This is a genomic window from Amycolatopsis sp. NPDC058278 (assembly GCF_042881395.1).
Taxonomy (GTDB): Bacteria; Actinomycetota; Actinomycetes; order Mycobacteriales; family Pseudonocardiaceae; genus Amycolatopsis.
This window is the reverse complement of record NZ_JBHVXZ010000001.1, coordinates 192333-216177: the sequence shown is the minus strand read 5'-3', so window position 1 is coordinate 216177 and position 23845 is coordinate 192333. Positions and strand designations below refer to the sequence as shown.

At 71.6% G+C, this 23845-nt stretch carries 28 protein-coding genes; 15 read left to right on the top strand and 13 right to left on the bottom strand.

All coding sequences use genetic code 11. The features are described from left to right. The first annotated feature begins 3 nt into the window (after nt 1-3). From ACFVYA_RS01100 to ACFVYA_RS01075, 6 genes are all read left to right on the top strand, one after another. Nucleotides 4-840 carry a sulfurtransferase gene (locus ACFVYA_RS01100; protein ID WP_387040922.1) on the top strand — a complete coding sequence of 279 codons (837 nt, stop codon included), beginning with the start codon at nt 4-6 and terminating at the stop codon, nt 838-840. Further along, the gene (locus ACFVYA_RS01095) at nt 840-1151 is read left to right on the top strand and encodes a DUF1416 domain-containing protein (RefSeq protein WP_285987195.1); all 312 of its coding nucleotides are present in this window, start codon (nt 840-842) and stop codon (nt 1149-1151) included. Before ACFVYA_RS01100 ends, ACFVYA_RS01095 begins: the two co-directional genes overlap by 1 nt. A 233-nt stretch (nt 1152-1384) precedes the next feature. Continuing rightward, on the top strand, nt 1385-1999 hold the full coding sequence (locus ACFVYA_RS01090) for an FABP family protein (RefSeq protein ID WP_285987196.1): 615 nt from the start codon (nt 1385-1387) through the stop codon (nt 1997-1999). Between the two features lie 4 nt (nt 2000-2003). Then, complete coding sequence (locus ACFVYA_RS01085; protein WP_387040918.1) at nt 2004-2600, top strand: allophanate hydrolase subunit 1; 597 nt, start codon at nt 2004-2006, stop codon at nt 2598-2600. An 11-nt stretch (nt 2601-2611) separates the two neighbouring features. Beyond that, nucleotides 2612-3442: a biotin-dependent carboxyltransferase family protein gene (locus ACFVYA_RS01080; protein WP_387040976.1), complete on the top strand. Its 831-nt coding sequence runs from the start codon at nt 2612-2614 to the stop codon at nt 3440-3442. A gap of 98 nt (nt 3443-3540) precedes the next feature. Next, entirely contained in the window at nt 3541-3966 is a 426-nt protein-coding gene (locus tag ACFVYA_RS01075; RefSeq protein WP_285987198.1) for a hypothetical protein, read from the top strand. Here the strand turns inward: ACFVYA_RS01075 and ACFVYA_RS01070 are convergent. Next, nucleotides 3945-4793, bottom strand: a complete 849-nt coding sequence (locus tag ACFVYA_RS01070) for an aminodeoxychorismate lyase (protein WP_387040915.1) — start codon at nt 4791-4793, stop codon at nt 3945-3947. The genes ACFVYA_RS01075 and ACFVYA_RS01070 overlap by 22 nt on opposite strands. A gap of 32 nt (nt 4794-4825) precedes the next feature. Here ACFVYA_RS01070 and ACFVYA_RS01065 point away from each other — a divergent pair, with 32 nt between their 5' ends. From ACFVYA_RS01065 to ACFVYA_RS01055, 3 genes are read left to right on the top strand one after another with little or no spacing between them, the layout of a single operon-like run. Further along, nucleotides 4826-5956 carry a YgfZ/GcvT domain-containing protein gene (locus ACFVYA_RS01065; RefSeq protein WP_387040912.1) on the top strand — a complete coding sequence of 377 codons (1131 nt, stop codon included), beginning with the start codon at nt 4826-4828 and terminating at the stop codon, nt 5954-5956. A gap of 49 nt (nt 5957-6005) precedes the next feature. After that, entirely contained in the window at nt 6006-6569 is a 564-nt protein-coding gene (locus ACFVYA_RS01060; RefSeq protein WP_285987201.1) for an aerial mycelium formation protein, read from the top strand. After that, entirely contained in the window at nt 6566-7498 is a 933-nt protein-coding gene (locus ACFVYA_RS01055; RefSeq protein WP_387040910.1) for an asparaginase, read from the top strand. Before ACFVYA_RS01060 ends, ACFVYA_RS01055 begins: the two co-directional genes overlap by 4 nt. A gap of 124 nt (nt 7499-7622) precedes the next feature. Here ACFVYA_RS01055 and ACFVYA_RS01050 read toward each other — a convergent pair whose 3' ends face one another. Continuing rightward, nucleotides 7623-8519 (bottom strand): hypothetical protein, encoded by an 897-nt coding sequence (locus tag ACFVYA_RS01050; RefSeq protein ID WP_285987203.1) that lies wholly within the window; start codon nt 8517-8519, stop codon nt 7623-7625. A 207-nt stretch (nt 8520-8726) separates the two neighbouring features. Here ACFVYA_RS01050 and ACFVYA_RS01045 point away from each other — a divergent pair, with 207 nt between their 5' ends. Together ACFVYA_RS01045 and ACFVYA_RS01040 are read left to right on the top strand one after the other, a co-directional pair. Continuing rightward, a complete protein-coding gene (locus ACFVYA_RS01045) occupies nt 8727-8921 on the top strand; it encodes a DUF3073 domain-containing protein (protein ID WP_285987204.1) in 195 nt (64 codons plus the stop codon). A gap of 134 nt (nt 8922-9055) precedes the next feature. Then, nucleotides 9056-9910, top strand: a complete 855-nt coding sequence (locus ACFVYA_RS01040) for a 3-hydroxybutyryl-CoA dehydrogenase (RefSeq protein ID WP_387040906.1) — start codon at nt 9056-9058, stop codon at nt 9908-9910. Here the strand turns inward: ACFVYA_RS01040 and ACFVYA_RS01035 are convergent. The 4 genes from ACFVYA_RS01035 to ACFVYA_RS01020 all read right to left on the bottom strand — a co-directional run bounded on the left by ACFVYA_RS01035 (nt 9901) and on the right by ACFVYA_RS01020 (nt 14727). Further along, entirely contained in the window at nt 9901-10722 is an 822-nt protein-coding gene (locus ACFVYA_RS01035; RefSeq protein ID WP_387040903.1) for an ECF transporter S component, read from the bottom strand. The two genes, ACFVYA_RS01040 and ACFVYA_RS01035, sit on opposite strands and share 10 nt — an antisense overlap. A gap of 714 nt (nt 10723-11436) precedes the next feature. After that, nucleotides 11437-13047 (bottom strand): ABC transporter ATP-binding protein, encoded by a 1611-nt coding sequence (locus tag ACFVYA_RS01030; RefSeq protein ID WP_387040900.1) that lies wholly within the window; start codon nt 13045-13047, stop codon nt 11437-11439. After that, nucleotides 13044-14105, bottom strand: coding sequence for a CbiQ family ECF transporter T component (locus ACFVYA_RS01025; RefSeq protein ID WP_387040897.1), 1062 nt, complete (start codon nt 14103-14105; stop codon nt 13044-13046). Before ACFVYA_RS01025 ends, ACFVYA_RS01030 begins: the two co-directional genes overlap by 4 nt. After that, nucleotides 14095-14727, bottom strand: a complete 633-nt coding sequence (locus tag ACFVYA_RS01020) for a hypothetical protein (protein WP_387040893.1) — start codon at nt 14725-14727, stop codon at nt 14095-14097. Before ACFVYA_RS01020 ends, ACFVYA_RS01025 begins: the two co-directional genes overlap by 11 nt. Before the next feature lie 77 nt (nt 14728-14804). On the opposite strand from ACFVYA_RS01020, the gene ACFVYA_RS01015 reads away from it, so the two are divergent. Continuing rightward, the gene (locus ACFVYA_RS01015) at nt 14805-15713 is read left to right on the top strand and encodes a Gfo/Idh/MocA family protein (RefSeq protein ID WP_387040890.1); all 909 of its coding nucleotides are present in this window, start codon (nt 14805-14807) and stop codon (nt 15711-15713) included. Nucleotides 15714-16027: 314 nt separating this feature from the next. Continuing rightward, the gene (locus ACFVYA_RS01010) at nt 16028-16774 is read left to right on the top strand and encodes a GNAT family N-acetyltransferase (RefSeq protein WP_387040887.1); all 747 of its coding nucleotides are present in this window, start codon (nt 16028-16030) and stop codon (nt 16772-16774) included. Here ACFVYA_RS01010 and arfB read toward each other — a convergent pair. From arfB to ACFVYA_RS00980, 6 genes are all read right to left on the bottom strand, one after another. Beyond that, nucleotides 16771-17202, bottom strand: a complete 432-nt coding sequence (gene arfB / locus ACFVYA_RS01005) for an alternative ribosome rescue aminoacyl-tRNA hydrolase ArfB (RefSeq protein ID WP_285987212.1) — start codon at nt 17200-17202, stop codon at nt 16771-16773. The two genes, ACFVYA_RS01010 and arfB, sit on opposite strands and share 4 nt — an antisense overlap. A 47-nt stretch (nt 17203-17249) precedes the next feature. Then, nucleotides 17250-18320, bottom strand: a complete 1071-nt coding sequence (purM, locus tag ACFVYA_RS01000) for a phosphoribosylformylglycinamidine cyclo-ligase (RefSeq protein ID WP_285987213.1) — start codon at nt 18318-18320, stop codon at nt 17250-17252. A 29-nt stretch (nt 18321-18349) separates the two neighbouring features. After that, entirely contained in the window at nt 18350-19876 is a 1527-nt protein-coding gene (gene purF / locus ACFVYA_RS00995; RefSeq protein ID WP_387040882.1) for an amidophosphoribosyltransferase, read from the bottom strand. A gap of 118 nt (nt 19877-19994) precedes the next feature. Continuing rightward, nucleotides 19995-20300 carry a hypothetical protein gene (locus ACFVYA_RS00990; protein ID WP_285987215.1) on the bottom strand — a complete coding sequence of 102 codons (306 nt, stop codon included), beginning with the start codon at nt 20298-20300 and terminating at the stop codon, nt 19995-19997. After that, nucleotides 20287-20526: a DUF397 domain-containing protein gene (locus ACFVYA_RS00985; protein ID WP_086837856.1), complete on the bottom strand. Its 240-nt coding sequence runs from the start codon at nt 20524-20526 to the stop codon at nt 20287-20289. Before ACFVYA_RS00985 ends, ACFVYA_RS00990 begins: the two co-directional genes overlap by 14 nt. Before the next feature lie 255 nt (nt 20527-20781). Further along, nucleotides 20782-21660, bottom strand: a complete 879-nt coding sequence (locus tag ACFVYA_RS00980) for a helix-turn-helix transcriptional regulator (RefSeq protein ID WP_285987216.1) — start codon at nt 21658-21660, stop codon at nt 20782-20784. A gap of 164 nt (nt 21661-21824) precedes the next feature. On the opposite strand from ACFVYA_RS00980, the gene ACFVYA_RS00975 reads away from it, so the two are divergent. Further along, on the top strand, nt 21825-22655 hold the full coding sequence (locus tag ACFVYA_RS00975; RefSeq protein WP_285987217.1) for an SAM-dependent methyltransferase: 831 nt from the start codon (nt 21825-21827) through the stop codon (nt 22653-22655). Between the two features lie 16 nt (nt 22656-22671). Here the strand turns inward: ACFVYA_RS00975 and ACFVYA_RS00970 are convergent, their stop codons facing one another. Then, nucleotides 22672-23052 (bottom strand): sterol carrier family protein, encoded by a 381-nt coding sequence (locus ACFVYA_RS00970; protein WP_387040877.1) that lies wholly within the window; start codon nt 23050-23052, stop codon nt 22672-22674. A 56-nt stretch (nt 23053-23108) separates the two neighbouring features. On the opposite strand from ACFVYA_RS00970, the gene ACFVYA_RS00965 reads away from it, so the two are divergent. Beyond that, nucleotides 23109-23804 carry a type VII secretion system-associated protein gene (locus tag ACFVYA_RS00965; RefSeq protein WP_285994014.1) on the top strand — a complete coding sequence of 232 codons (696 nt, stop codon included), beginning with the start codon at nt 23109-23111 and terminating at the stop codon, nt 23802-23804. The last annotated feature ends 41 nt before the right edge of the window (nt 23805-23845 follow it).

Genomic DNA, 23845 nt, shown 5'->3' with positions numbered 1-23845 from the left:
CTCATGAGCCGTGAAGACGTCCTGGTCACCACCCAGTGGGCCGAGGAGAACCTGGACACCCCCGGCGTCGTGTTCGCCGAGGTCGACGAGGACACCACCGCCTACGACGCCGGCCACATCCGGGGCGCGGTGAAGTTCGACTGGCGGAAGGACCTGCAGGACGGGGTGCGCCGCGACTTCGTCTCCAAGGAGGGCTTCGAGAAGCTCCTCTCGGAGAAGGGCATCTCCAACGACGACCTCGTGATCCTCTACGGCGGCAACAACAACTGGTTCGCCGCGTACGCGTACTGGTACTTCAAGCTGTACGGCCACGAGAACGTCAAGCTGCTCGACGGCGGCCGCAAGAAGTGGGAGCTCGACGGCCGTGAGCTGAACTCCGACGAGGTCAAGCGCGACCGCACCGAGTACCGGGCCCAGGACCAGGACCTCTCGCTGCGTGCCTTCCGCGACGAGGTCGTCCAGTCGATCGGGTCGAAGAACTTCGTCGACGTGCGTTCCCCGGACGAGTTCTCCGGCAAGCTGCTCGCCCCGGCGCACCTGCCGCAGGAGCAGTCCCAGGTTCCCGGCCACATCCCCGGCGCGCTGAACGTGCCGTGGGCGAAGGTCGCCAACGAGGACGGCACCTTCAAGACCGAGGAAGAGATCAAGGAGCTGTACAAGGACGAGGGCATCGACGAGGGCAAGGGCACCATCGCCTACTGCCGCATCGGCGAGCGCTCCTCGATCGCGTGGTTCGCGCTCCACGAGCTGCTGGGCTACGAGGACGTCAAGAACTACGACGGTTCATGGACGGAATACGGCTCGCTCGTCGGCGTGCCGGTCGAGTTGGGAGCCAAGTGATGGCGGTTGACGACAGCTGCGGCGCACCGGTCCAGGAGGCCACGCCGGCGGACTACGACACGCGCGGCCAGGTCGTGCTGGCCGGCAAGGTGACGGGCGCGAACGGGCCGGTCGGCGGCGCGTTCGTCCGGCTCCTCGACGGCGGCGGCGACTTCACCGGCGAGGTCGTCTCGTCGGCCGACGGCGACTTCCGCTTCTACGCGGCGCCGGGCGAGTGGACGGTGCGCGCGCTGCACCGCTCCGGCAACGGCGAAGCCTCGGTCACCGCCGAGGGCCCCGGCCTGCACCAGCTGGCCATCTCGGTCGGCTGAGTTCCGGTTCACCCGCGAAGGCCTTCCTGCTCCGGCAGGGAGGCCTTCGCGGTGTTCCGGCCGGGTGACTGTGCTCACCGCGGCGACCCTGCGCAGGGCCGTCCGGGACCGGGCGGACTATTCTGCGGGGCGTGGAAGCCTTCTTTACGACTCTGCTGGTCCTCGCCGGCATCGCGATCACCTGGTTCGCCGTGTACGTCGTCTACCGGCTGTACGCGGACCAGCGCTGACCCATGACCGCCAGCGGCGACGAAGCCATCGTGGCAGCGGAGAGGCGCGCGGAGAGCACCCGCTCCCGCAACCTCCCGCTGTGGGACGACCTGCCCATTCCGAATGACACCGCGAACCTGCGTGAGGGGCCGAACCTCAACGACGCCTGCCTCGCGCTGCTGCCGCTCGTCGGCGTCTGGCGCGGTGAGGGCGAGGTCGACTACCCGACCATCGACGGCCCCCGCAAGTTCGCGCAGCAGCTGACGATCTCCCACGACGGCCGTCCGTTCCTGATCCACGAGTCCCGCGCGTGGCTGCTGGACGACGACGGCAACGTCATCCGCCCCGCCGCCCGCGAGTCCGGGTTCTGGCGGCCGCAGGCGGACGACACGATCGAGCTGCTGCTCACGCACAACACCGGCATCGTCGAGCTGTACTACGGCAAGCCCCGCAACCAGACGTCCTGGGAACTCGGCACCGACGCGGTGATCCGCACGGCCACGGCCAAGGACGTCACCGCGGCCCAGCGCCTGTACGGCCTGATCGAAGGCTCCCTCGGCTACGTCGAGGAGCGGGCGATGGTGGGCCAGGAGATGCAGCCGCACACCTCGGCGCTGCTGCACCGCGTCGTCGGCTGACGCCGTGCGCTGGCGGCGGTGTGGCGAGGACGCCGCCCTCCTCGACTGCGATTCGCTGGACCGGATGCGGGCCGCCCATGCCACCGTGCTGGCCGCGCGCCCGCCCGCGGTCGTCGACCTCGTGCCGGGCGCGCGCAGCCTGCTCGTCGTCGGCGGTGTCGCGGCCGTGCGGGCCCTGCTCGAAGACGCCGATCTCGCGCACCCGCCCGCGGACGAGCCCCGGGAAGTGACCCTCGACGTCCGCTACGACGGCGAGGACCTGGCCCGGATCGCCGCCGACGCCGGAGTTTCACCCGGCGCCGTCGTCTCGATGCACACCGAAGCCGTCTACACGGTCGCGTTCACCGGGTTCGCCCCCGGTTTCGGCTACCTGACCGGGCTTCCCCCGCAGCTCCGGCAGCCGCGCCTGGAGTCGCCGCGGACCCGCGTCCCGGCCGGGTCGGTCGGGCTCGCCGGCGAGTTCACCGGCGTCTACCCCCGCGAGTCACCGGGCGGCTGGCGGCTGCTCGGGCACACGCAGGCGACGCTGTTCGACCCCCACGCGGACCCGCCCGCGTTGTTCGCGCCGGGGGACCGCGTCCGCTTCCGGAGCGTCCGGTGAGGAGCCTGGAAGTGCTCGACCCCGGGCGGTACGCGCTGGTCGAGGACCTGGGCCGGCCCGGCTACGCCCACCTGGGGGTTGCGCCTTCGGGAGCCCTCGACACCGCTTCGCTGCGGCTGGCGAACCGGCTCGTCGGCAACCCCGAGGACGCCGCCGGGATCGAAGCCCTGCTCGGTGGCCTCTCCGTGCGGTTCACGTCCGCGGTGACGGTCGCGGTCACCGGCCCGGCGGTCGACGTCCGGGTCGACGGCCGTCCCGCCGGCTCCCACGCGCCACTGGCGGTCCGCGCGGGCCGGACGCTGGCGCTGGGCACCCCGTCGACGGGCCTGCGCTGCTACCTCGCCGTCTCCGGCGGCATCGCGGTCGACCCGGTGCTGGGCAGCCGGTCCCGGGACGTCCTGTCCGGCATCGGGCCGCCGCCGTTGCGCGCCGGAGACGTCCTTCCGCTCGGCGAGCCCGGAATCCCCGCGGGCGCGGACGTCGTCGTGCCGGTGCGGGCGCCGGGTGAGCTCGTGGTGCCCGTGACGCTCGGCCCCCGCGACGACTGGATCGACGCTCCGGCAGGCGGCCTCTCGGCGGGGTGGACGGTGACGGCCGAGTCGAACCGCGTCGGCCTGCGCCTGGACGGGACGCCGCTGCGCCGGGCCGTCGACGGAGAGCTGCCCAGCGAGGGCGTCGTCACCGGCGCGATCCAGGTGCCGCCGAGCGGGCTGCCGGTGGTGTTCCTCGCCGACCACCCCACCACCGGCGGCTACCCGGTCGCCGCCGTCGTCGGAACGGCCGCGTTGAGCGCCCTCGCGCAGGCTCGGCCGGGTACCCGAATCCGGTTCCGGCCGTCCTGAGCAAGGCGCACCGCCGCGCGGGTGAGACCCGCATCACCCGGTGCACCCGTCCGGGTAGGGGCTGGAACCTTGGCGCGCCGTCGCCCGTCCTCATAAACGTGGAACAGGTGACGATCAGCGGTGGCACGGGCTTCCTCGACGTGAACGCGCGGGCGCGGGCGGAGCTGCCGCAGTCGCTGCGGATCGCGCTGGCCACCGGGCAGCTGCGCCGTCCGCTGGCCACCACGCTCGGACCGGTCCTCGACCTGCTCGTCGACGGCGACTACCGGGTGAGCGGCCCGGAACGGCTGCCGGATGACCAGCTGCTCACGCCGACCGACGCCTGGCCGCCGTCGGACGAGGCCCGCGTCGGCTACTACCGGACCGCGATCCGCACCGGGCACCGGCCGGTCGCGGTGGTGCTGGCCGGCGGCGAACGCGAGCTGATCATCGACGGCCACCACAAGATCGCCGCCTACCGGGCCGAAGAGGTCGCGCCCGCGGTCGTCCGGATCACCCAGGGTCAGGCGTACTCGGCTTCGTAGGCCGCGACGAGCTCGGCGTACACCGCTTCGGAATCGGGCAGCCGCTCGCCGTCCAGCGTGTGCACGCGGGTCAGCTTGCGGACGCTGGAGGCCATGAACACACCGTCGCCCTCGACGAGGTCGCGCACGGTCAGCGGCTCCACCTTGACCGCCCAGCCCGTCTTCTCGGCGCCGCGGAACACCGCGGCCTGGGTGGTGCCCGGCAGGATCCCGATGCTCGACGGCGGGGTGTAGAGCGTGCGGCCCTTCGCGAGCACGACGGTCGACGTCGGCCCTTCGAACACCGAACCGTCGGCCGCGGTGAAAATCACATCTTCGGCACCGCGGCGGCCCGCCTCCCGCACCGCGGCCATGTTCACCGCGTACGACAACGGCTTCGCCCCGAGCAGCAGCCACGGCGCGCGCTCGGCGAGATCCGGCGGGAAACCGCGTTCGAGGGTGATCGCGGCGACGCCTTCGGCGCGCGCCTTGATGATCGACGGCGCGACCTCCGAACCGAGCGCGAAGCCGGTCGGCACCGCGGCCGGGTCGCCGTCGGATCCCCTCGTGTACACCAGCTTCAGCACCATTTCGGGGCTGCCGGTCCACCTTTCGAGCACCAGGGCAACGACCCGTTCCCAGGCCGCGAGGTCGGGCTCGGGCAGGTCGAGCATGGCGGCCGAACGGGCCAGCCGCTCGAGGTGCGGCCGGAGCTCACGGGGCTTGCCGTCGACGACGAGGATCGTCTCGAAGACGCCGTCGCCGCGCATCAGCCCGAGGTCGTCGACCTTGATCTGGGCCACGTCGGGGTCGGCCGGGGTTCCGTCCAGGAAGACGAGCACGCGCACGGAGGACACAGTACTCACCTAGGCTGGACGGTATGCCGTACCGCTCGCCGCTGCTGGACGTGCCCCGATCGATCCCTTCCCCTGACGACCACCCCGAAGCCGGCGTCCCCTGGCATTGGGGAGACCCGTTCGCGGAGCAGCGGACGGCCTCGCGCAGCGTGGTCGTGATCGACCGGTCGCACCGCGAGTTCCTCGCCGTGACCGGCGAAGACCGGCTGTCGTGGCTGCACCTGGTGATCTCGCAGCACGTGACCGGGCTGGCCGAGGGCTCCGGCACCGAGGCGCTGGTCCTCGACAGCCAGGGCCGCGTGGAGACGCACATGGTGCTGGCGCACCTCGACGGCACGGTGTACCTCGACACCGACCCCGGTCCGAGCGTGACGAGCGCGCTGCCCAAGGGCGGCCCGCAGACGCTTCGCGAGTACCTCGAGGCGATGAAGTTCTGGTCCAAGGTGGACATCCGGGACGCGACCGGCGAGCTCGCGCTGCTCACCGTGCTCGGCCCGGACGCCGAGCGCGTGCTGAGCGCGGCCGGCGCCGAGGTCGGCCCGGAACCGTACGCGGTGGCGGCGCTGCCGGGTGGCGGGTTCGCGCGGCGGATGCCGTGGCCCGGCCGGTCGAGCGTCGACCTGGCGGTGCCGCGCGAGGCGCTCGCGGACTGGTGGAAGCGGCTCACCGACGCGGGCGCGCGGGCGGCGGGCAGCTGGGTGTTCGACGCGCTGCGCGTCGAGTCGGTGCGGCCGCGGCTGGGCGTCGACACCGACGACCGCACGATCCCGCACGAGGTCGGCTGGGTCGGCTCGGCCGCGCACGTCGCGAAGGGCTGCTACCGCGGCCAGGAAACGGTGTCGAAAGTCCACAACGTGGGACGTCCGCCGCGGAACCTGCTCCTGTTGCACCTCGACGGATCGCCCGAGATCACCCCGGAAACCGGTGACCCGGTGCTGCTGGACGGCCGCACGGTCGGCCGGATCGGCACGGTGATCCAGCACCACGAGCTCGGCCCGATCGCGTTGGCGCTGGTCAAGCGGTCGACCCCGGTGGATGCGGAGCTGCTGGCGGGGTCGGAGGACAACCTCGTCCAGGCGGCGATCGACCCCGACTCCGTGCCCGCGGAACAGCCCGCACCGGGGCGTGCGGCGGCGGCGCAACTCCGTGGCTGAAGGAAAGCCCCTGACAGCGAGATCACGCTCAACCGGGATAAACTGCGCTGTGATCGAAGTGCGGCCCGGCGGCAGGCGGCGGATCGACCGCGTGCTCGGCCCGGGGTACCTCAGCGGCCTGGGTGATCTGCCGCTGAAGGTGCTGCGCGAGCGGCGCGACGAAGCCGCGCAAGAAGAGACCGACCTGTCCTACCTGCGGCGTCTCCTGCACGCCCGGATCGACATCGTGCGCGCTGAGCAGGCGCGGCGCAGTTCCGGCGGCGAAGCGAGCATCGTCGACCAGCTGGCCACGATCCTGGCCGACAACGCACTGGGCCCGGCGGCGGGTTCGGGGCGTCACCAGCAGCTGGAGCCGTCCCGCGCGGGCGAGCACCGGCGCCACGCCGAGGCCCTGATCGGCGACACGGACCTGACCGACGTCGAGTCCCTGTCGGACGAAAAGCTCGCCTCCGCTTTGGACACTTACGCGCGCGAAGAGCTGTCGGTGTCGTCGTTCCGCCGCGAGGTCCAAGGCGTGATGGACACGCTGAACGCGGAGATCGCCCAGCGCTACCAGCAGGGATCGGCCACAGTGGACGAGCTGCTGGAGAACGAAGGCGGCCGCGGCGAGTGACCGACCCCGTGCTCGCCGAAGTCGTCCGCTCCGGCTTCGTCGAAAGCGTCCACAGAGGCGCCCTCGTGATCACGGGTCCGGAAGGCGAGGCCCGCCTGGCCCTCGGCGACGTGGTCTCACCCGTCTTCCCGCGGTCGTCGAACAAGCCGCTGCAGGCGGTCGGCATGCTGCGCGCGGGCCTGGACTTCACGGGCGAGGACCTGGCGCTGGCGTGCGCGTCCCACTCGGGCGAGCCCGGGCACGTGAAACGGGTGCTGGAGCTGCTGGACGCGGCCGGCCTGCGCGAAGACGACCTGGCGTGCCCACCGGACTTCCCCCTCCACGTGCCGAGCATGCGCGACGCGGCCGAGCCGCGCCGGGTGATGATGAACTGCTCGGGCAAGCACACGGCGATGCTGACGACCTGCGTCCGGGCCGGCTGGCCGGTGGCCGGGTACGCCGCGCCGGACCATCCCCTTCAGCAGGCGATCGCGGGCGCGGTCTCGGAGCTGACCGGCGAGCCGATCGCCCACACGGGTGTCGACGGCTGTGGCGCGCCGCTGTTCGCGTTCTCCCTGACAGGGCTGGCTCGCGCCTTCGGCCGGATCGCCGGTGCTTCCGAAGGCCCTTCGGCGAAGGTCGCTTCGGCGATGCGGGCGCATCCGTGGCTGGTGGCGGGGACGGGCCGCGAAGACACGGCGTTGATGTCCGGTGTGGAGGGTCTGGTCGCGAAGGCCGGCGCGGAAGGGGTCCAGGCGTTCGCGCTGCCGGACGGGTTCGCGGTGGCGATGAAGGTGGACGACGGCGCGAAGCGGGCTTGCGCGCCATTGGCGGTGGAGGCACTGCGGTACCTCGGGGCGGACGTGTCGGGGCTCGACGAGCTGGCCCGGCCTGCGGTTTTGGGTGGCGGGCGGCCGGTCGGCGAGATCCGGGTGCCGGAGTTGCGCTGATGGGCGGCGGTGCAGCTTCGCGCGCCGTGGCTGATCGGCGCGGCTGAGCAGCCCCCGTTTTCCACGCTACCGGGAAGCACCGACAGTTCCGGGCCGGGAAGCCGCCGGACCGTCCGGTTGTCCCCTAGTTGGCGCGTTCGCGGGCGGCCACGTCGCCCCAGAACTCCCGCAGGTCCGAGAACAGCTCGGCCAGCTCCTCGACGTTGCCCGAGCGCAGGGCGTCCAGGATGTCGTGGACCTCGTCGGCCGTGTTGTCGGCTTCCAGGACCGGGTCCGTGAACAACTGCACCAGGCCGCCGTAGTCGAGCTCGACCACCGAGTCCGCGTGGAAGTTGTCCAGCCACCGGCGCGTCTCGAACAGCACGCGGCCCGGCCCGGAGTCGCCGAAGGTCTGCTCCAGCAGCTCGCCGGCCTCGCGGGCGCGGTGCTGCGCGTCGGCGAGGGTCGCCCGCCAAGACAGCTCGCGCCGGGGGTCGGCCCGGCCGTCGCCGAGCACCAGGCGCCGTTCCTCCGGCTCGATCAGCACGAACCACGGCAGCGGGACGGTCCAGGTCGTCGACAACGTGTGCGCCGCCGACGTGCTCAGGTCCACCATCGCCGACTTCGTCCGCGCGCGGATCGTCTCCTGGGTGAAGCCGCCTTCGTCGAGGACGACGTTCTTCAGCGCCGGGTGCGCGTCGCCGAGGAAGGTGACCAGCGCGGCCGCCGAGCGGGCCCGCAGCTCCAGCGGGCAGACGAGCGGGCCGTGCTCGGCCTTGCCGCCCGGCACTTCCGCGGGGTCGAGCACCAGGACGTCGGTCAGCAGGCTCGGCGCCGGCCGGCCGTCGGCGAGCTCGGCGGGCAGCAGCCGCCGCGGCGCGGCCACCTGTGACCTGAGCCACATGGCCTGCTCGCGCGCGCCCGCGTCCGTCCGCCGGAGCTTGGCCGCGGCGACGGCCGCACGCAGCCGCTCGTCCGGCGGATCGCCCAGGGCGAGCAGGGGTTCGTACACCCGCAGGTAAGCCACGAAGGGACGAAGCACGGGTAGATCGTGGCACGTCTACCTGCACCGATCGCCACCGACCGGCCGGTAACCGGTGTCCGGCGAACACTGTCGTGACCGGCACACCGTGCCACGTCGCATCGAACCCCCGGGACACGGTACGGTGTGAGCAGGAAATAATTGTCGAGACGATGCGGGGCCGCCGATTCCCCCGGCCGCCCCGCCCCTGTGCGAGGGGGTCGAGCCATGGGGCGCGGCCGGGCTAAGGCCAAGCAGACGAAGGTGGCGCGTGAGCTCAAGTACAGCTCGCACGAGACTGACTTCGATGCTTTGCAGCGCGAGCTGTCGAGTAACTCCTCCAGTGACAACCACCACGAGGAGCCTGCCGACAGCGGGTATGAAGACCCGTACGACGACGGGTACGACGAGTACCGTCGTTGAGCACGCGTAAACGCGCGAGGGCGAAGCCGGCACGTCCGGCGAGCGCCCTCGCGCGTCGTGTGCTGCCCACAAACGCGTCCACAGTGTTGTCCGAATGAGGCGCGCGGGCTGCGAAGCGACGAAGGAGTGAGCCGGTGGTAAGTCGGGTTGGAGTCGTCGGGGCGGGCCTCATGGGGTCCGGTATCGCCGAGGTACACGCACGGTCCGGGTTGGACGTCGTGATCACCGAGGTGAACCAGCCGGCGCTCGACGCGGGCAGGGCACGCATCGAGAAGTCGCTGCAACGCGGCGTCAAGAGCGGCAAGCTGACCACCGAGGACGCCGACGCGGCGCTCGCCAGGCTCCGGTTCACCACGGACATCGCCGAGTTCGCCGACCGCGACCTGGTCATCGAGGCGATCCTCGAGCAGGAGCAGGCGAAGATCGACGTCTTCCGCCAGCTGGACAAGATCGTCGAGGCCGAGGACGCGCTGTTCGCGTCCAACACGTCGTCGATCCCGATCATGAAGCTGGGCATGGCGACGAGCCGGCCGCAGCAGGTGGTCGGCATCCACTTCTTCAACCCGGTGCCGGTGCTGCCGCTGGTGGAGCTGGTGCCCTCGCTGCTGACCAGCGAGGAGACCGCCCGCCGCGCGGAAGACCACGCGACGACGGCGCTGGGCAAGACCGTGATCCGCTCGCAGGACCGCGCCGGGTTCATCGTGAACTCGCTGCTGGTGCCGTACCTGCTCTCGGCGATCCGGATGATCGAGTCGGGCTTCGCCTCGGCCGAGGACATCGACCGCGGCATGGAGCTGGGCACGGCCCACCCGATGGGCCCGCTGCGGCTGTCCGACCTGATCGGGCTGGACACGATCAAGGCCATCGCGGACTCGATGTACGCGGAGTTCAAGGAGCCGCTGTACTCGTCGCCGCCGCTGCTGCTGCGCATGGTGGACGCGGGCCTCCTCGGCAAGAAGACGGGCCGCGGCTTCTACTCCTACGGCTGATCGAATGTCACGGGCGCGTCGAAGGCGGCGCGCCTCGCGGCGCGCCGTAGTACGGCCAGGACAGCCGGCCCGAGCAGGACGATCGCGACCGCGTTGGTGATCGCCCGGCCGGTGTCCCAGCCGAGGGTCGACGTCAGGACGGTGTAGACGGCGAACCGGTGGAGGTTCTCCACCAGCGGCGCACCGGGCACGAAGCCGAGCTGCGCGGAGTCACCGGCGAGGAACGGCCACGACCACAGGCTCATCAGCAGCCCGAAGAAGTAGGCCGCGAAGACGCCGTACCCGACGAGCAGGGCGATCTCGGCTTTGCCGCGCGGTTTCCGCGGAAGCAGCCCGGCCCCCAGCCCGATCAGCGACGACGCCAGCATCTGGAACGGCAGCCACGGCCCCACACCGGCGGTGAGCAGCGCACTGGTGAACAGCGAGGTCGAGCCGAGCACGAACCCGAAGCCGGGCCCGAAGACCCGGCCGGCGAGCACGAGCAGGAAGAAGACCAGCTCGATGCCCCCGGTGCCGGCCCCGAGAGGCCGAAGCCCGGCGTTGACGGCCGAGAGCACCCCGAGGAGGGCGAGCGCCTTGGCATCGATGCCACCGCGGGAAAGTTCGGCGAGCACGACCAGGAGCAGCACCGGCAGGGTCGCCATGAAGACAAAGGGCGCATCAGCAGTGTGCGCGGCCGCGGTCGGCTGCGGGTGGGCAAGCAGAGGCCAGCAGAACATGGCCAGCCCGAGAACGCTCGCGACGCTGAGGACCAGCGCGGGCCGCGGAGTCAGGCGAACAGCGCGAGGCGGAGGGCCGAGGAAGTCGGTCATGCCGGTGTCACCGCAGCCGCTTCGGGAGCGCCGGCGGGTGAGTCCGCGCTGATCGGCGAGTGCCGCGGAGCACCGGCCGGGTGTGAGGCGGCTGCGAGCTGGTGGCTGGCTGTGGGCGCCGGAATCCGCGGGGCATCGCCAGGCGTCTTTGGACGCTCGGCCGCCACGCCGAGCAGCGCGGGATGGCTCCGCGCGAGCCAGCCGGGCACGCCGGAGCGCGCAGAGGCGCCTGCCGGCACCTGCGGCGCGCCGACAGCGGCGATGCAAGTGTTGGGGCCGGAGCGGTCGCGCAGCTGCGAGGCAGGCCGAACCGCGGCCCGCAGGCCAGCGCCCGAGCGGCTGCACACCTCCGAGCGGCCACCAACCGCGACCCGCGAGCCAGCACCGGGGCGCTCGCGCACCAGTGAGACCTCGCCAACCACGCACCGCGAGCCAGCGCCCGAGTGGCCGCACACCTCCGAGCGGCCACCCACCACAACCCGCCAGCCCACACCGAAGCGGTCACCCACCTCCGAGCGGCCGCCACCAACCACGACCCGCCAGCCAACACCGAAGCAGTCACCCACCTCCGCGCGGCCAGCCACCACAACCCGCCAGCCCACACCGAGGCGCTTGCCCACCGGCGAGCCATCGACAGCCGCGACCCGCAGACCACGGCCGAGTGCGCTCGTTGACCTTGGCCCCCCGCCCGCCCCCGCCCCACCCTCCGCGTGCTCATGCCAGCGCTTCCGCTACCTCGTCCACCGTCAGCCACTGCTGCGGCGCGAGGATCTTCGCCACCTGCGGGGCGAAGGCCGGCGAGGCGACGATCACCTCCTTCGTCGGGCCGTCCGCTACCACCTCGCCCTCGGCCATGACCACCACGCGGTCGGCCGCCGTTGCCACGAACTCGACGTCGTGGGTTGCCAGCACTACCGCGTGGCCCTGCGAGGCCAGCTCTCGCAGGGCTGCCGCGAAGCGCCGTTTTGCGTGGTAATCGAGGCCGCGCGTCGGCTCGTCGAGCAGGACCAGCGGTGGGGCCGACGCCAGCTGGATCGCCAGCACCACCGCCAGCCGCTGCCCTTCCGAAAGGTCGCCGGGGTGCGCTTCACCGGCGATTCCGGGGGCGAGCCGGTCCAGCAGGGCCCGGGCCGTTCCCGCCGGGACCTCCGACTCGGCGTCCGCCTGTGCGCACTCGGCGTCCACCGAATCGAGGTACAGCAGGTCGGCCGGGGTCTGCGGGACCAGGCCCACGCGCTGACGGGCCACTCGTGGCTTGAGCGCTGCCGGGTCCGCGCCACCGACGTCGACCTTCCCCGCCGACCTCGGGCCGCTGCCCTGCACCGCCCAGAGAAGCGACGACTTGCCGGAGCCGTTGCGTCCCATCAGCGCGACCACCTCTCCCGGTCCGACACGCAGGTCCACCCCGCGCACCGCCAGGACATCTCCGTATCGGACCACCACCCCTCTCACATCCAGTGCCGAACCGGTCACCGAAAGACTACGACCCACCACCGACAGTTTTTGACGACTCGGCGCGAGCCGGTCGCGGAGGGGCCCCGCGACCCGCCGCGCGTCCCGCACCGACAGCGGCAGCGGTGACCAGCCCGCCAGCCGCCCCAGCTCGGCGATCGGGGGTGCGATCGACGACGTCGCCAAGATCTCGGCCGGCGGTCCGGAGCGCACCGAACCGTCGCCCGGCAGGTACAGCAGCCGGTCCGCGTACTGCGCCACCCGCTCCATGCGGTGCTCCGCGACGATCACCGTCGTCCCCAGGTCGTGCACCAGCCGGGTGATCGCCGCCAGCACGTCCTCGGCCGCCGTCGGGTCCAGCGCCGACGTCGGCTCGTCCAGCACCACCACCGCCGGGTGCGCCGTCAGCACCGAACCGATCGCCACGCGCTGCTGCTGACCGCCCGACAGTGTCCGCAGTGGACGGTTGCGCAGCTCCGCGATGCCCAGCAGGTCCAGGGTCTCCTCGACGCGCTTGCGCATGACGTCCGGCGGCACCGCCAGCTGCTCCATCGCGTACGCGAGTTCCTCCTCGACGGTGTCCGTCACGAACCCCGCGAGCGGGTCCTGCCCGACGACGCCGACGACCGAAGCCAGCTCGCGAGGCGGGTAGCGAGCCGTGTCCAGACCGGAGACGACGACCCGGCCGGAAAGCCGGCCGCCGGTGAAGTGCGGGACGAGCCCGTTGAGCGCGCCGAGGAACGTCGACTTGCCCGCCCCCGTCGGCCCCGCGACCAGGCACAGCTCGCCCTCTTCGACCAGCAGCGACACGTCCGACAGCACCGGCCGCGAGGCGTCCGGGTAGGTCACCGTGACCCGCGAAAACTCGATCATCGGACGACCTCCGGAACAGGGGGCGAAACGAACGCCGGCAGCACCGCGACCAGCACGGACAACGCGTGCGCCCAGGACACCTCCGGCCAGCGCAGCGGGCTCAGCGAAGGGAACAACCGGCCCGCGTCGATCCGCGCGGTCGCGAAGAGCAGCGCGCACGCCCCGACGCCGGCCGCGACGACCAGCGTCTCCGGCCACCGCCACGGGTCGGGCCGGTACGCCGTCCGCCGCACCCGCCGGCCGCCGAGCACGAAGCCGGCGACGGCCACGACCAGGCCGGCCGCCAGCAACGGCACCCCGAGCCAGGACGACGTCCCGTCGAGCACGCCGTAGACGCCGACGCACACGCCCATCAGCCCGGCCAGGACGCAGGAAGCGATCAGCACCCGCAGCCCGGCGCTCAGGTAGGCCCGGCGGCCGTAGCCCCGGGAGTCCATCGCGGCCGCCAGCCGCAGGGACCGGTCCATCGCGTCCTCCAGCACCGGCACCACGATGCCCTTGACCGCCCGCAGCCCGCGAGTCCGGCCCGCCCGCAGTCGCCGGGCGCGCCGCACGCGCTGGACGCTCTCGACGAGCTGCGGGGCGACCGTCAACGCCACCGTCACCGCCGTGCCCACCTCGTACAACGCCCCGGGGACCGCCTTGAGCAGGCGTTTCGGGTTGGCCAGGGCGTTCGCCGCGCCGACGCAGACGACCATCGTCGCCAGCCGCAGGCCGTCGTAGAAACCGCCGAGCAGCTCCTCCGCCGACGCCGGCCCGAACAGGGACAACCCGGCGGCGAGCGGGACCCGCGGCAGCGTGAACAGCACGTGCCCGCCGTCTTCGCCGCCGATCAGGATCCGGAACAGCACGCGGGAGGCGACGATCAGCGCGCCGACGTAGACGTACAGCCGGAACGCCAGCGCCCAGGGCGCGTCACTCCGCCGGTTCGCGACGACGAACCCGGCGACGGCGATGATCAGGCCGAGCAGCAGCGGGTTCGTCGTCCGGCTCGCGGCGACGGCCAGCGCGAGCGCCCAGGCCCACCAGGCGCCGGGGTGCAGCGCCCTACTGCGCACGCCGGCGACGGGCGACGACGAGCCCGGCGCCGCCGACCAGCACGATCACGACCGCCCCGATCACCAGGCCCCACGGGAACGAACTGCCCTGGTCAGCGGCGGGAGCGGGAGCCGGCGAGGAAACCTGCCGGACCGGCGGCACCCGCGGCGGCGCCGGCAGGTCGTTCGCCGACTTCGGACGCGCAAACGCCCACCCTTCGAACCCGCCGGGAACCGGCTTCGCCGTCTGGGCGCCTTCCTGGCTCGACGTCCAGCTGCCTCCGGCGGAGGCGTGCCAGTAGCTCCAGTACGCCGTCGCCGACGGCATCCCCGCGCACGACTCGACGTCGGGACCGGGCTGTCCGTTGATCCGGCAGGCCACCGCGAGGCCGTACTTCTGGGAGCCGGCCACCTCGATCCCGGCCTCCTGCAAGGCCGCGACGCCGTTCGCGGGCGTCCCGGGGGCGCAGCGGACCACTGATCCGGGGCCCAGGTCGCCGAAATCGACGACCACCGTCACGCCGCCGCCCTCCGGGCAGGCCCCGTCGGTGCCCGTCGCCGAAGCGGGCGCGGCTCCGATGAGGCCGGCGCCGAGCAGCACGGCGAAGACGGTGGCGAGCCGGGACAGGCGGGAGGCGATCATGCAGGCACTTTAACCACGTCGGCGCCCGGCACAGGTGCGGTTCCGGAGCGACGCGGGACACACCTAGACTGCGGGCCGTGGGACAGCTCAACGCGGACGGACAGCTGCGTGTCGGCCTGATCGGCGCCGGCCCGTGGGCCACGACGATCCACGCGCCCGGACTGGCGGATCACCCCGGCACGGCGCTGACCGCGGTCTGGGCCCGGCGGCCGGAGGCGGCGCAAACGCTTGCGGAGACGCACTGCGCGGCCGTCGCCGGCAGCGTCGAGGAGCTGTTCGAGCAGGTGGACGCGGTCGCGCTCGCCGTTCCGCCGTCGATCCAGGCCGAGCTGGGCGTGCGCGCGGCCGAGGCCGGGAAGCACCTGATCCTGGAGAAGCCGATCGCCGCCGACCTCGACGGCGCGCGACGGCTGGCCGACGCGGTCGCGGCCGCCGACGTGGCCGCGCTCGTGGTGCTGACCTTGCGTTACTCGGCGCAGACCCAGGAGTGGCTCGCCGGTCTCGCCCAGGCGGGCGGCTGGGCGGGCGGCGGCGCGCGCTGGCTGTCCGGCGCGCTGCTCGGCGGCCAGTACGCCGCCTCGGAGTGGCGGCAGGACGACGGCGGCGCGCTGTTCGACATCGGCCCGCACGCCCTCGACATGCTGGACGCCGCGCTCGGCCCGATCACCGAGGTGGTGGCGGCCCGCCAGAGCCCCGGCGACCTCTGGCACCTGATGCTGGCGCACGACGGCGGCGTGGTCAGCACGGCCACGCTCTCGCTGCGGCTGCCGGTGCAGCCGACCGTCGTCGAAGTCGCGGTCTGGGGACAGCACGGTTACCGGACGCTCGGCCGCAAACCGGGCTCCGCGCAGGAGTCCTACACCGCACTGCTGGACGATTTCGCAGCGATGATCGCCAGCGGCACGACGACGCACCCCTGCGACGTCCGGCGGGGTCTGCACCTTCAGCGCTTGCTCGAGCAGGCGCGCGAACTGGCCGCGAAGTAGTACACAGGCCAGCTCCGCGTCTTCTCGTTGCGCCGCAGCACTTTCACACTTTTCCCTCGAATTCATCCACAGGGTTGTCCACAGGCTCCATGCTCCACTGTGGACAGTGCATCATCGCGCACCCGGAACGCCGGTAATCCGCTTGCCGCCCGTGCGACCATGGCCTCGAAGAGCCCGTTTCGAGTTCAAGGAATGACTGCCTATGCCTGGCGCCGCCTCCGGCGTCGGCCCCCGCTAGGCCCGACGCCCAGCGCCCTGCCCGCATGCCCGTTCCAGGGCTGCGGTTCCTTGACGTGCTTTTCGAAAGGGCTCACATGTCCGCCATTCAGGCCTATGTCCGCACGACCGCACCGCGCGGCCGGGAGAGCGAGCGGGTCGGCCCGTTCCTCGCGACCTACTCGCCGGGCACACCCCACCCGATGCTCAACTACGCGATCCCGGACGACGGCGCGCAGCCGACGGCGGCCGAGATCGACGCGCTGACCGCGGCCTACCGGCGGCGGGAGCTGCTCCCGCGGCTGGAGTACTTCACCGACGTTGCACCCGACCTGGAGAAACTGCTGGTCGGAGCGGGGTACGAGCTCGAACGTCGGGTGCCGCTGATGACGTGCGCGCCGGCCGCGCGGGTCGACCGGCCGGTCCCGGCCGGCATCCGGCTGCGCGTGCCGGAGTCCGCCGGGGACTTCCGGCGCATGCGGTCGGCGCAGCACACGGCGTTCGGCGAACCCGCGGAGATCGGTGACGACGAGGTCGAGCAACTCCGGTCCGGCACCGGTGTCCGGCATCTCCTGGCGGAGGACGTCGGAACGGGGGCAGTCGTCGGTGGCGGGCTCGCGCTCGAAATCGTCGACGGCACCACCGAGATCGCCGGGATCGCGGTGCTCGAGCCGTACCGGGGCCGCGGGATCGCCGCGGCGCTGACCGCGCACCTCACCCGCGAGGTCCACGAGGCCGGGGCCCACACGGCGTTCCTCACCCCCGGTGACCTGGGGATCGGCAACGTCTACGCCCGCGTCGGCTACCGGCCGGCGGGCGAGTGCGTGCACCTCTCGCTGAGCTAGTCGTTCAAGCGGCCGGAGCGGCCTCGTTTCACGTCGCTCCGGCGCTTCTTCGACGCCAGGCGGCGCTCCTTCGAACCGCGAGAAGGCTTCGTGGGGCGCCGCTTCGCCGGGGGCGGGGCCGACGCGTCGAGCAGCAGATTCGTCAGGCGGCCGCGCGCGGCTTCCCGGTTCTGCAGCTGGGAGCGGTGTTCGCTGGCCGCGATCGTCAGGACGCCGTCGACCAGCCGGGCGCCGAGCCCGGCCAGCACCCGGTCCCGCAGATGCTCGGGGATCGACGGTGAACCAGCGACGTCGAACGACAGCTCGACCCGCGAATCCGTGGTGTTGACCCCCTGGCCGCCAGGGCCGGACGACCGCGAAAAGCGCTCGTTCAGCTCGGCTCCCGGGATCGTGAACCGGGAGCCGACCACCACGTCTCCGGCTGCCATGACACCAGTGTGACAGCCGCGATCAAGGCGCTTTTCAGAAAACGCTGTCAGAAGCGCGGGTGATCGCCCGAGAGCACCGCGCGCGGGCCGTCGACGTCGTCGGCGGGCTGGACGTCACCCAGCACCCACGCCGGGACGTGCCGCGCGGTCAGCATGGCCAGCGCCCGGTCGACGTCTTCGGCGCCGACGATCGCGACCATGCCGACCCCCATGTTGAAGGTCTTCTCCAGCTCGGCGCGCTCGACCTTGCCGCGCTGGCCGATCAGTGCGAACACCGCGGACGGCGTCCAGGTGCCGCGGTCCAGCCGGGCGACCAGGCCACGCGGCATGACCCGGGCGAGGTTGGCCTCCAGGCCGCCGCCGGTGATGTGCGCGAACGTCCGCACCTCGGTCTCCGCGGCGAGGGCGAGGCAGTCCTTCGCGTAGATCCGCGTCGGCTCCAGCATCTCCTCGCCGAGGGTGCGGCTGAACTCCTCGACGTACCCGCCGAGCGGCATCCGGGCGATGTCCAGCAGCACGTGCCGGGCCAGCGAGTAGCCGTTCGAGTGCAGGCCCGACGACTCGAGGGCCAGCACGACGTCACCCGGACGGACCTTTTCCGGCGAGAGCAGCTGCGACGCCTCGACCACGCCGACGCCGGTGGCCGACATGTCGTAGTCGTGCTCGCCCATCAGGCCCGGGTGCTCGGCGGTCTCGCCGCCGAGCAGCGCGCAGCCGGCCCGGACGCAGCCCTCGGCGATGCCGCCGACCAGCGCGGCGATCTTCTCCGGGTGCACCTTGCCGACAGCGATGTAGTCCTGCAGGAACAGCGGCTCGGCCCCGGTCACGACCAGGTCGTCGACCACCATCGCGACCAGGTCGATGCCGACGGTGTCGTGCTTGTCGAGCGCCTGCGCGACCGCGATCTTCGTGCCGACGCCGTCGGTCGACGACGCGAGCACCGGCTCCTTCCACTTGTCGAGCTTCAGGGAGAAGAGCCCGGCGAAACCGCCGACGCCACCCATGACCTCGGGCCGCGTCGCCCGCTCGGCGTGCGGCTTGAGCAGCTCGACGGCTTGGTCGCCGGCGTCGATGCTGACGCCGGCGGCGGCGTACGTGGCGCTCGTGGACTCGCTCACGGTGGAAGGACTCCCTACTGGAAGGACTGCTAGGGACGCCGGACGGCGTCTTCGGCACCGTACCCGGCGGGGCTGACGGGGGTCGCCGCGCCATTGACCGCGTCGAGGCTTTCGAGCAGGTGTTTCCCGATCAGCGCGTCCTCCGGCAGCGGGATCGGGTACTCGCCCGAGAAGCACGCCGTGCACAGCCGCGACTTCGGCTGCTCCGTCGCCGCGACCAGGCCCTCCAGGGAAATGTAGCCCAGCGAGTCGGCCCCGATCGACCGGCGGATGCCGTCGAGGTCGACGCCGTTGGCGACCAGCTCGGCCCGCGAGGCGAAGTCGATGCCGTAGAAGCACGGCCAGCGCACCGGCGGTGACGCGATCCGGACGTGCACTTCGAGCGCGCCGGCCTCCCGCAGCATGCGAACGAGCGCGCGCTGGGTGTTGCCGCGGACGATCGAGTCGTCCACCACGACCAGGCGCTTGCCGCGGATGACGTCCCGCAGCGGGTTCAGCTTGAGCCGGATGCCCAGCTGGCGGATGGTCTGCGACGGCTGGATGAAGGTGCGCCCGACGTAGGCGTTCTTCACCAGGCCGGTGCCGTAGGGGATGCCGGAGCCCTGCGCGTAGCCGATCGCGGCCGGGGTGCCCGACTCCGGCACCGGCATGACCAGGTCGGCCTCGACCGGCTGCTCGGTGGCCAGGCGGCGGCCGATCTCGACGCGGGTGGCGTGGACGCCGCGGCCGGCGATCGTCGTGTCGGGGCGGGCGAGGTAGACGTACTCGAAGACGCAGCCCTTGGGGTCCGGGTTCGCGAACCGGGACGAGCGCAGGCCCGCGGCGTCGATGGCGATCAGTTCACCGGGCTCGACCTCGCGGACGAAGGACGCGCCGACGATGTCAAGACCCGCCGTCTCGCTGGAAACGACCCAGCCACGCTCGAGCCGGCCGAGCACCAGCGGGTGCACGCCGTGCGGGTCGCGGGCCGCGTAGAGCGTGTTCTCGTCGGCGAAGACCAGGCAGAAGGCGCCCTTGAGGGTGGGCAGCAGCTCCATGGCGGCGGCCTCGATGCCCTTGTCGGCGGCGTTCGCGGCGAGCAGGCCGCAGATCAGGTCGGAGTCGCTGGACGAGCCGGTCAGGCCCGCGTGCGGCTTGAGACCCGCTTCGATGGTGCGTTCGCGCAGCTCGGCCGTGTTGACGAGGTTGCCGTTGTGCGCGAAGGAGAGGCCGCTGCCGGTCGCGGTGGTGCGGAAGATCGGCTGGGCGTTCTCCCAGATGGTCGCGCCGGTGGTCGAGTACCGGCAGTGCCCGACGGCGATGTGCCCCTGCAGCGACTGCAGGATCTGCTCGTCGAACACCTGGCTGACCAGGCCGAGGTCCTTGAAGACCACGATCTGCGAGCCGTCGGAGACGGAGATGCCGGCGGCCTCCTGGCCCCGGTGCTGCAGGGCGTACAGGCCGTAGTAGGTCAGCTTCGCGACTTCTTCCCCGGGAGCCCAGACGCCGAAGACGCCACACTCCTCACGGGGTTCCGGGTCGGGCTGGTCGGACACGACTTGCGGGTCGGAAACCACCGAGGAGCTCCTGGGAAGACGTGATCAGGCCGGTTTCAGTGTAGACGGTCCGGACACGGGTCAGGCCCCGCCCGGCGTGGTTCTGACCACTTCGGACGGGGCCTGCAAGCCTGTACCGCTAGCACGCATCCGGCAGCGAAAGGATCTCCGACAGCACCTGCGCGCCTTCTCCGCGGCGGCGCCACAGCCACCGCTCCGGCTCGAAGATGTTCTCTTCGGAGCCGGGCATCCTGGTCGCCACGACGTCGTCTTCGGCGTTGAGCCGGACGACGTCCACCACGTCGTCGTGCACCCGCACGCCGACGACCGCGAGGACCTCACCGCGTTCGTCGGCGGGGTGGACGAATTGGTAGCCGCGGGCCACCAATTCCTGCAATCCGGTTTCGATGTCGAAGACGGTGGCGACGCCCTCAGCCGAGGACATCGTCGAATTCACCGTCCTTCGCGCCCGCCAGGAACGCCGCCATCTCGGCCCGCGTGTAGACGAGCGCCGGGCCGGTCGGGAACCGCGAGTTGCGCATCGCGATCTCCCCGTTGGACAACGGCGCGACCTCGACGCAGTTGCCGTTGAAGTTGCTGTAGCTCGCCTTGCGCCATTCGACACCGGTCAGCCGATCAGCCGGGACGCCGTTTTCGAATCGCTCAGCCATGATCCCACCTCTCGAAGCAGAAAAGCCTTCCGGACGATGCATCTGCATGTGCATTTGCCCGCGTATCCGAGGTTAGCACGTGTGCCTGCAGCGGTAAATGCACGTGCAGAATTTCTTGCAAAGTTCTCGGACGGTAAGAATTGCCGAGCTGCCGTTAACCTATCGGGGGACAGATAGGCGCACGAACGGCGTAATAGCTACTCTTCGTTACCGCTCATCGGAGCAAAGTCGACCGGCGAAGCACGGCAACGGCGGCTAGATCTCCTGGCGGCGCTTCGCGAGCATCGCCCGGCTCCGCTCCGGCGTCTCCGCGTCGACCGCCAGCATGTCCAGCGCGCGGCTGTATTTTTCGATCTCTTCGCGCTTCTCGATGTAGTGCGCGCCGGTCAGGTACTCGACGTAGGCGATGTTCGGCAGCTCCGGCTCACCGAATCGCAGCAGCGAAAAGGCGTGTTCCGCCGACAGCCCGCTGCTCGCGTACGGCAGCACCTGGACTGACACGTGCGGCAACGCGCTCATCTCGAGCAGGTATTCGATCTGCTGCTTGAGCACCTTCGGGCCCCCGATCGGGCGGTGCAGCACCGACTCGTCGAGCACCATCCACACGCGGGGCGCGTCCGGCCTGCTGAACATCTTCTGCCGCCGCATCCGCAGCGCGACCAGCTGGTCGACCCGCTCGTCGGCCATGTCCGGACGGCCATGGCTGAAAATCGCCCGGGCGTACGGCTCGACCTGCAGGAGCCCCGACACGTAGACCGGCTCCCAGATCTGGATTCGCGCGGCGGCTTCTTCGAGGCCGACGAGGTCGGTGAACCAGTTCGGCATGGTGTCGCCGAAGCGCCGCCACCAGCCCGGCTCGTTCGACTGCTTGACCATGTCGAGGAACGCGCGGCGCTCCGTCGGGTCGTCGACGCCGTACATCGTCAGCAGGTCGGTGACGTCGCGTTCCTTGAACCCGACCCGGCCCAGCTCCAGCCGGCTGATCTTCGACTCGGACCCGCGGATGTTGTAACCGGCCTGCTGGCGGGTGATGCCGGCCTCTTCACGGAGCCGGCGAAGCTGCGAGCCCAGGATCATGCGGCGTGCCGTCGGGCCGATGTTCTGTTCACCTGCGGACGCGTTCACCGCGTTCATTCCCGGCCCTTCCGCGCTCACGTCACCAGGGGGTCCTAGCCCGACTACCGAAAGTACACGTTAAGCCTTCTTGCGCAAAGGGGTGACCCGGTTTACCCCATGCGCGCGCCGTCCTACTGTACGTAGAGCACGAGACTTACAACACACAACTTGCGAGGTTCACCATGCCGGACGCCGCGGCGACCGAACGAGTGCCCGTCGGAGTCGACCCCACCCGGGCGAGCATCGCGCGCGTCTACGACGCCTTCCTGCTGGGGAAGGACAACTACGAGATCGACCGGCAGGTCCTGCAGCAGGTGCAGAAGGCCGCCCCGGAGGCCCAGGACCTCGCGTTCGAGAACCGCGGGTTCCTCATCCGCGTCTGCCGGTTCCTCGCCGGCCAGACCGGCATCACCCAGTTCCTCGACCTCGGCTCCGGCCTGCCGACGGCGGAGAACACCCACCAGGTCGTCCAGCGGATCAACCCGGAGACCAAGGTCGTCTACATCGACAACGACCCGGTTGTCCTCGCACACGGACGGGCCCTGCTCGAAGAGAACGAGCACACCCACTTCGTCGCCGAAGACATCTTCGAACCGCAGAAGATCCTCGAGAACGAGATCGTGCGCCAGCACATCGACTTCAGCCAGCCGCTCGTCCTCCTGCAGATGGGCACCCTGCACCACTACAAGGGCGACCACGACCGGCCGGCCGAGATCATGAAGGAGTACGTCGACGCGCTGCCGTCCGGCTCCTTCGTCGGGCTCAGCCACTTCTTCGACCCCGAAAACGACGACTCGGCGACCGCGCGGCGCATGGAGGACTTCTTCGTGCACAGCCCGATGGGGTCGGGCACGTTCCGGACGCACAAGGAGATCGAGGCGCTGTTCCCCGGCCTCGAGATGGTGCCCCCGGGGGTGGTGCGGTGCGCCGACTGGTGGCCGGACGGCCCGCGGCTCAAGGAGCTCAACGTCGCGCAGCGGACCATCGCGGGCGGCGTCGGCCGCAAGCCGTAACCCGCCGCCCCGGCCGTCAGAGGCGGAGCAGGGGGAGCCAGTGGGACAGGTCGGCCCGGGTGCCCGACGCGGACACCCGGCCGTCCGCCACGGCCGTGGTCCAGTCCAGTTGCCCGGTGGCCAGTTCGAGCCACGTGCGCGGGTCGGTCTCGATCACGTTCGGCGGGGTGCCCCGGGTGTGCCGCGGCCCGTCCACGCACTGCACGGCGGCGAACGGTGGCACCCGGACCTCGACCGTCCGGCCCGGCGCGTCCGCCGCCAGCGCGCGCAGGGACAGGCGCACCGCCGCGGCCAGTTCCGGGCGCGCGGGCGCGGGCACATCGCCCTGCAACCACGGGGAAATCGCCAGCACCGCCGCACGTAACTGTCCGGGGTCGACCGAACGCGAAGAGGCCATGGGCAAACAGTAGAGTGGCGCACCAAGACTTGGCAGGCACACCCGAGAACGTGGGGATGACGATGGCGCAGCGGGACGAGGCGGATCGGATGGTTTCGCAGCAGCCCACCGGAAGCGGAGCCGATCGCCCCGGCAAGCACAACCGGGCCGCGCGGCGCGAAGGCCGGCAAGCCCGGCGCTCCGGCAAGCACGGCACGCCCGAGATCACCGCGGAGATGCGCGCGAACGCCCGCGCCAATCCCGACAGCTGGCTGTACGTCATCGACGAGGCCTTCGACCCGAACGGCCCGGTGCCGTCGTGGGCGGTCGTCGGCGCGTACCCGGTGAACGGCGCGGGCGACGTCGTCGCCGACTTCCACCCCAACGACCGCTACCGGCCCTCGCCCAAGGCGCTCGGCTTCCCGGAACCGGCGAACGACCTGGAGCACCTGCTGCAGCTCGTCCGCACCGAGCACCGGCCGCCGTCGGACCTGCCGAAGGTCGTCCTCGACGCGACGCTGTTCGTCTACGCGATGTCGCCGGTGCAGCGGACCGTCATCGGTTTCCACAACACCGACGGCCGGGTCATGGTGCCCGCCTACACCCGCAAGTCGCTGGTGCCGCGCGAGTGGCCGCACGCGCGGGCCGTGCTCGGCCGCGACATCGTCGACCTGCTCGGCGGGCACCCGGTCGCGATCAACCCACACGACCTCATCACGGCGGTCGTGCCGGCGGAGCACCTGGTGAAGGCCGTCGCCGACGAGCGGCGCTGACCTGCGGGCACCACCCCATCGAGTGATCATCGACTCGCCGA

What these genes read in the sequence shown, in the direction of transcription:
- ACFVYA_RS01100 (WP_387040922.1), top strand. Translation starts at nt 4, where the DNA reads ATGAGCCGTGAAGACGTCCTGGTCACCACCCAGTGGGCCGAGGAGAAC.
- ACFVYA_RS01095 (WP_285987195.1), top strand. Translation starts at nt 840, where the DNA reads ATGGCGGTTGACGACAGCTGCGGCGCACCGGTCCAGGAGGCCACGCCG.
- ACFVYA_RS01090 (WP_285987196.1), top strand. Translation starts at nt 1,385, where the DNA reads ATGACCGCCAGCGGCGACGAAGCCATCGTGGCAGCGGAGAGGCGCGCG.
- ACFVYA_RS01065 (WP_387040912.1), top strand. Translation starts at nt 4,826, where the DNA reads ATGCCGTACCGCTCGCCGCTGCTGGACGTGCCCCGATCGATCCCTTCC.
- ACFVYA_RS01045 (WP_285987204.1), top strand. Translation starts at nt 8,727, where the DNA reads ATGGGGCGCGGCCGGGCTAAGGCCAAGCAGACGAAGGTGGCGCGTGAG.
- ACFVYA_RS01035 (WP_387040903.1), bottom strand. Translation starts at nt 10,722, where the DNA reads ATGACCGACTTCCTCGGCCCTCCGCCTCGCGCTGTTCGCCTGACTCCG.
- ACFVYA_RS01030 (WP_387040900.1), bottom strand. Translation starts at nt 13,047, where the DNA reads ATGATCGAGTTTTCGCGGGTCACGGTGACCTACCCGGACGCCTCGCGG.
- ACFVYA_RS01020 (WP_387040893.1), bottom strand. Translation starts at nt 14,727, where the DNA reads ATGATCGCCTCCCGCCTGTCCCGGCTCGCCACCGTCTTCGCCGTGCTG.
- ACFVYA_RS01010 (WP_387040887.1), top strand. Translation starts at nt 16,028, where the DNA reads ATGTCCGCCATTCAGGCCTATGTCCGCACGACCGCACCGCGCGGCCGG.
- arfB (WP_285987212.1), bottom strand. Translation starts at nt 17,202, where the DNA reads ATGGCAGCCGGAGACGTGGTGGTCGGCTCCCGGTTCACGATCCCGGGA.
- ACFVYA_RS00990 (WP_285987215.1), bottom strand. Translation starts at nt 20,300, where the DNA reads ATGTCCTCGGCTGAGGGCGTCGCCACCGTCTTCGACATCGAAACCGGA.
- ACFVYA_RS00985 (WP_086837856.1), bottom strand. Translation starts at nt 20,526, where the DNA reads ATGGCTGAGCGATTCGAAAACGGCGTCCCGGCTGATCGGCTGACCGGT.
- ACFVYA_RS00980 (WP_285987216.1), bottom strand. Translation starts at nt 21,660, where the DNA reads ATGAACGCGGTGAACGCGTCCGCAGGTGAACAGAACATCGGCCCGACG.
- ACFVYA_RS00975 (WP_285987217.1), top strand. Translation starts at nt 21,825, where the DNA reads ATGCCGGACGCCGCGGCGACCGAACGAGTGCCCGTCGGAGTCGACCCC.
- ACFVYA_RS00970 (WP_387040877.1), bottom strand. Translation starts at nt 23,052, where the DNA reads ATGGCCTCTTCGCGTTCGGTCGACCCCGGACAGTTACGTGCGGCGGTG.
- ACFVYA_RS00965 (WP_285994014.1), top strand. Translation starts at nt 23,109, where the DNA reads ATGACGATGGCGCAGCGGGACGAGGCGGATCGGATGGTTTCGCAGCAG.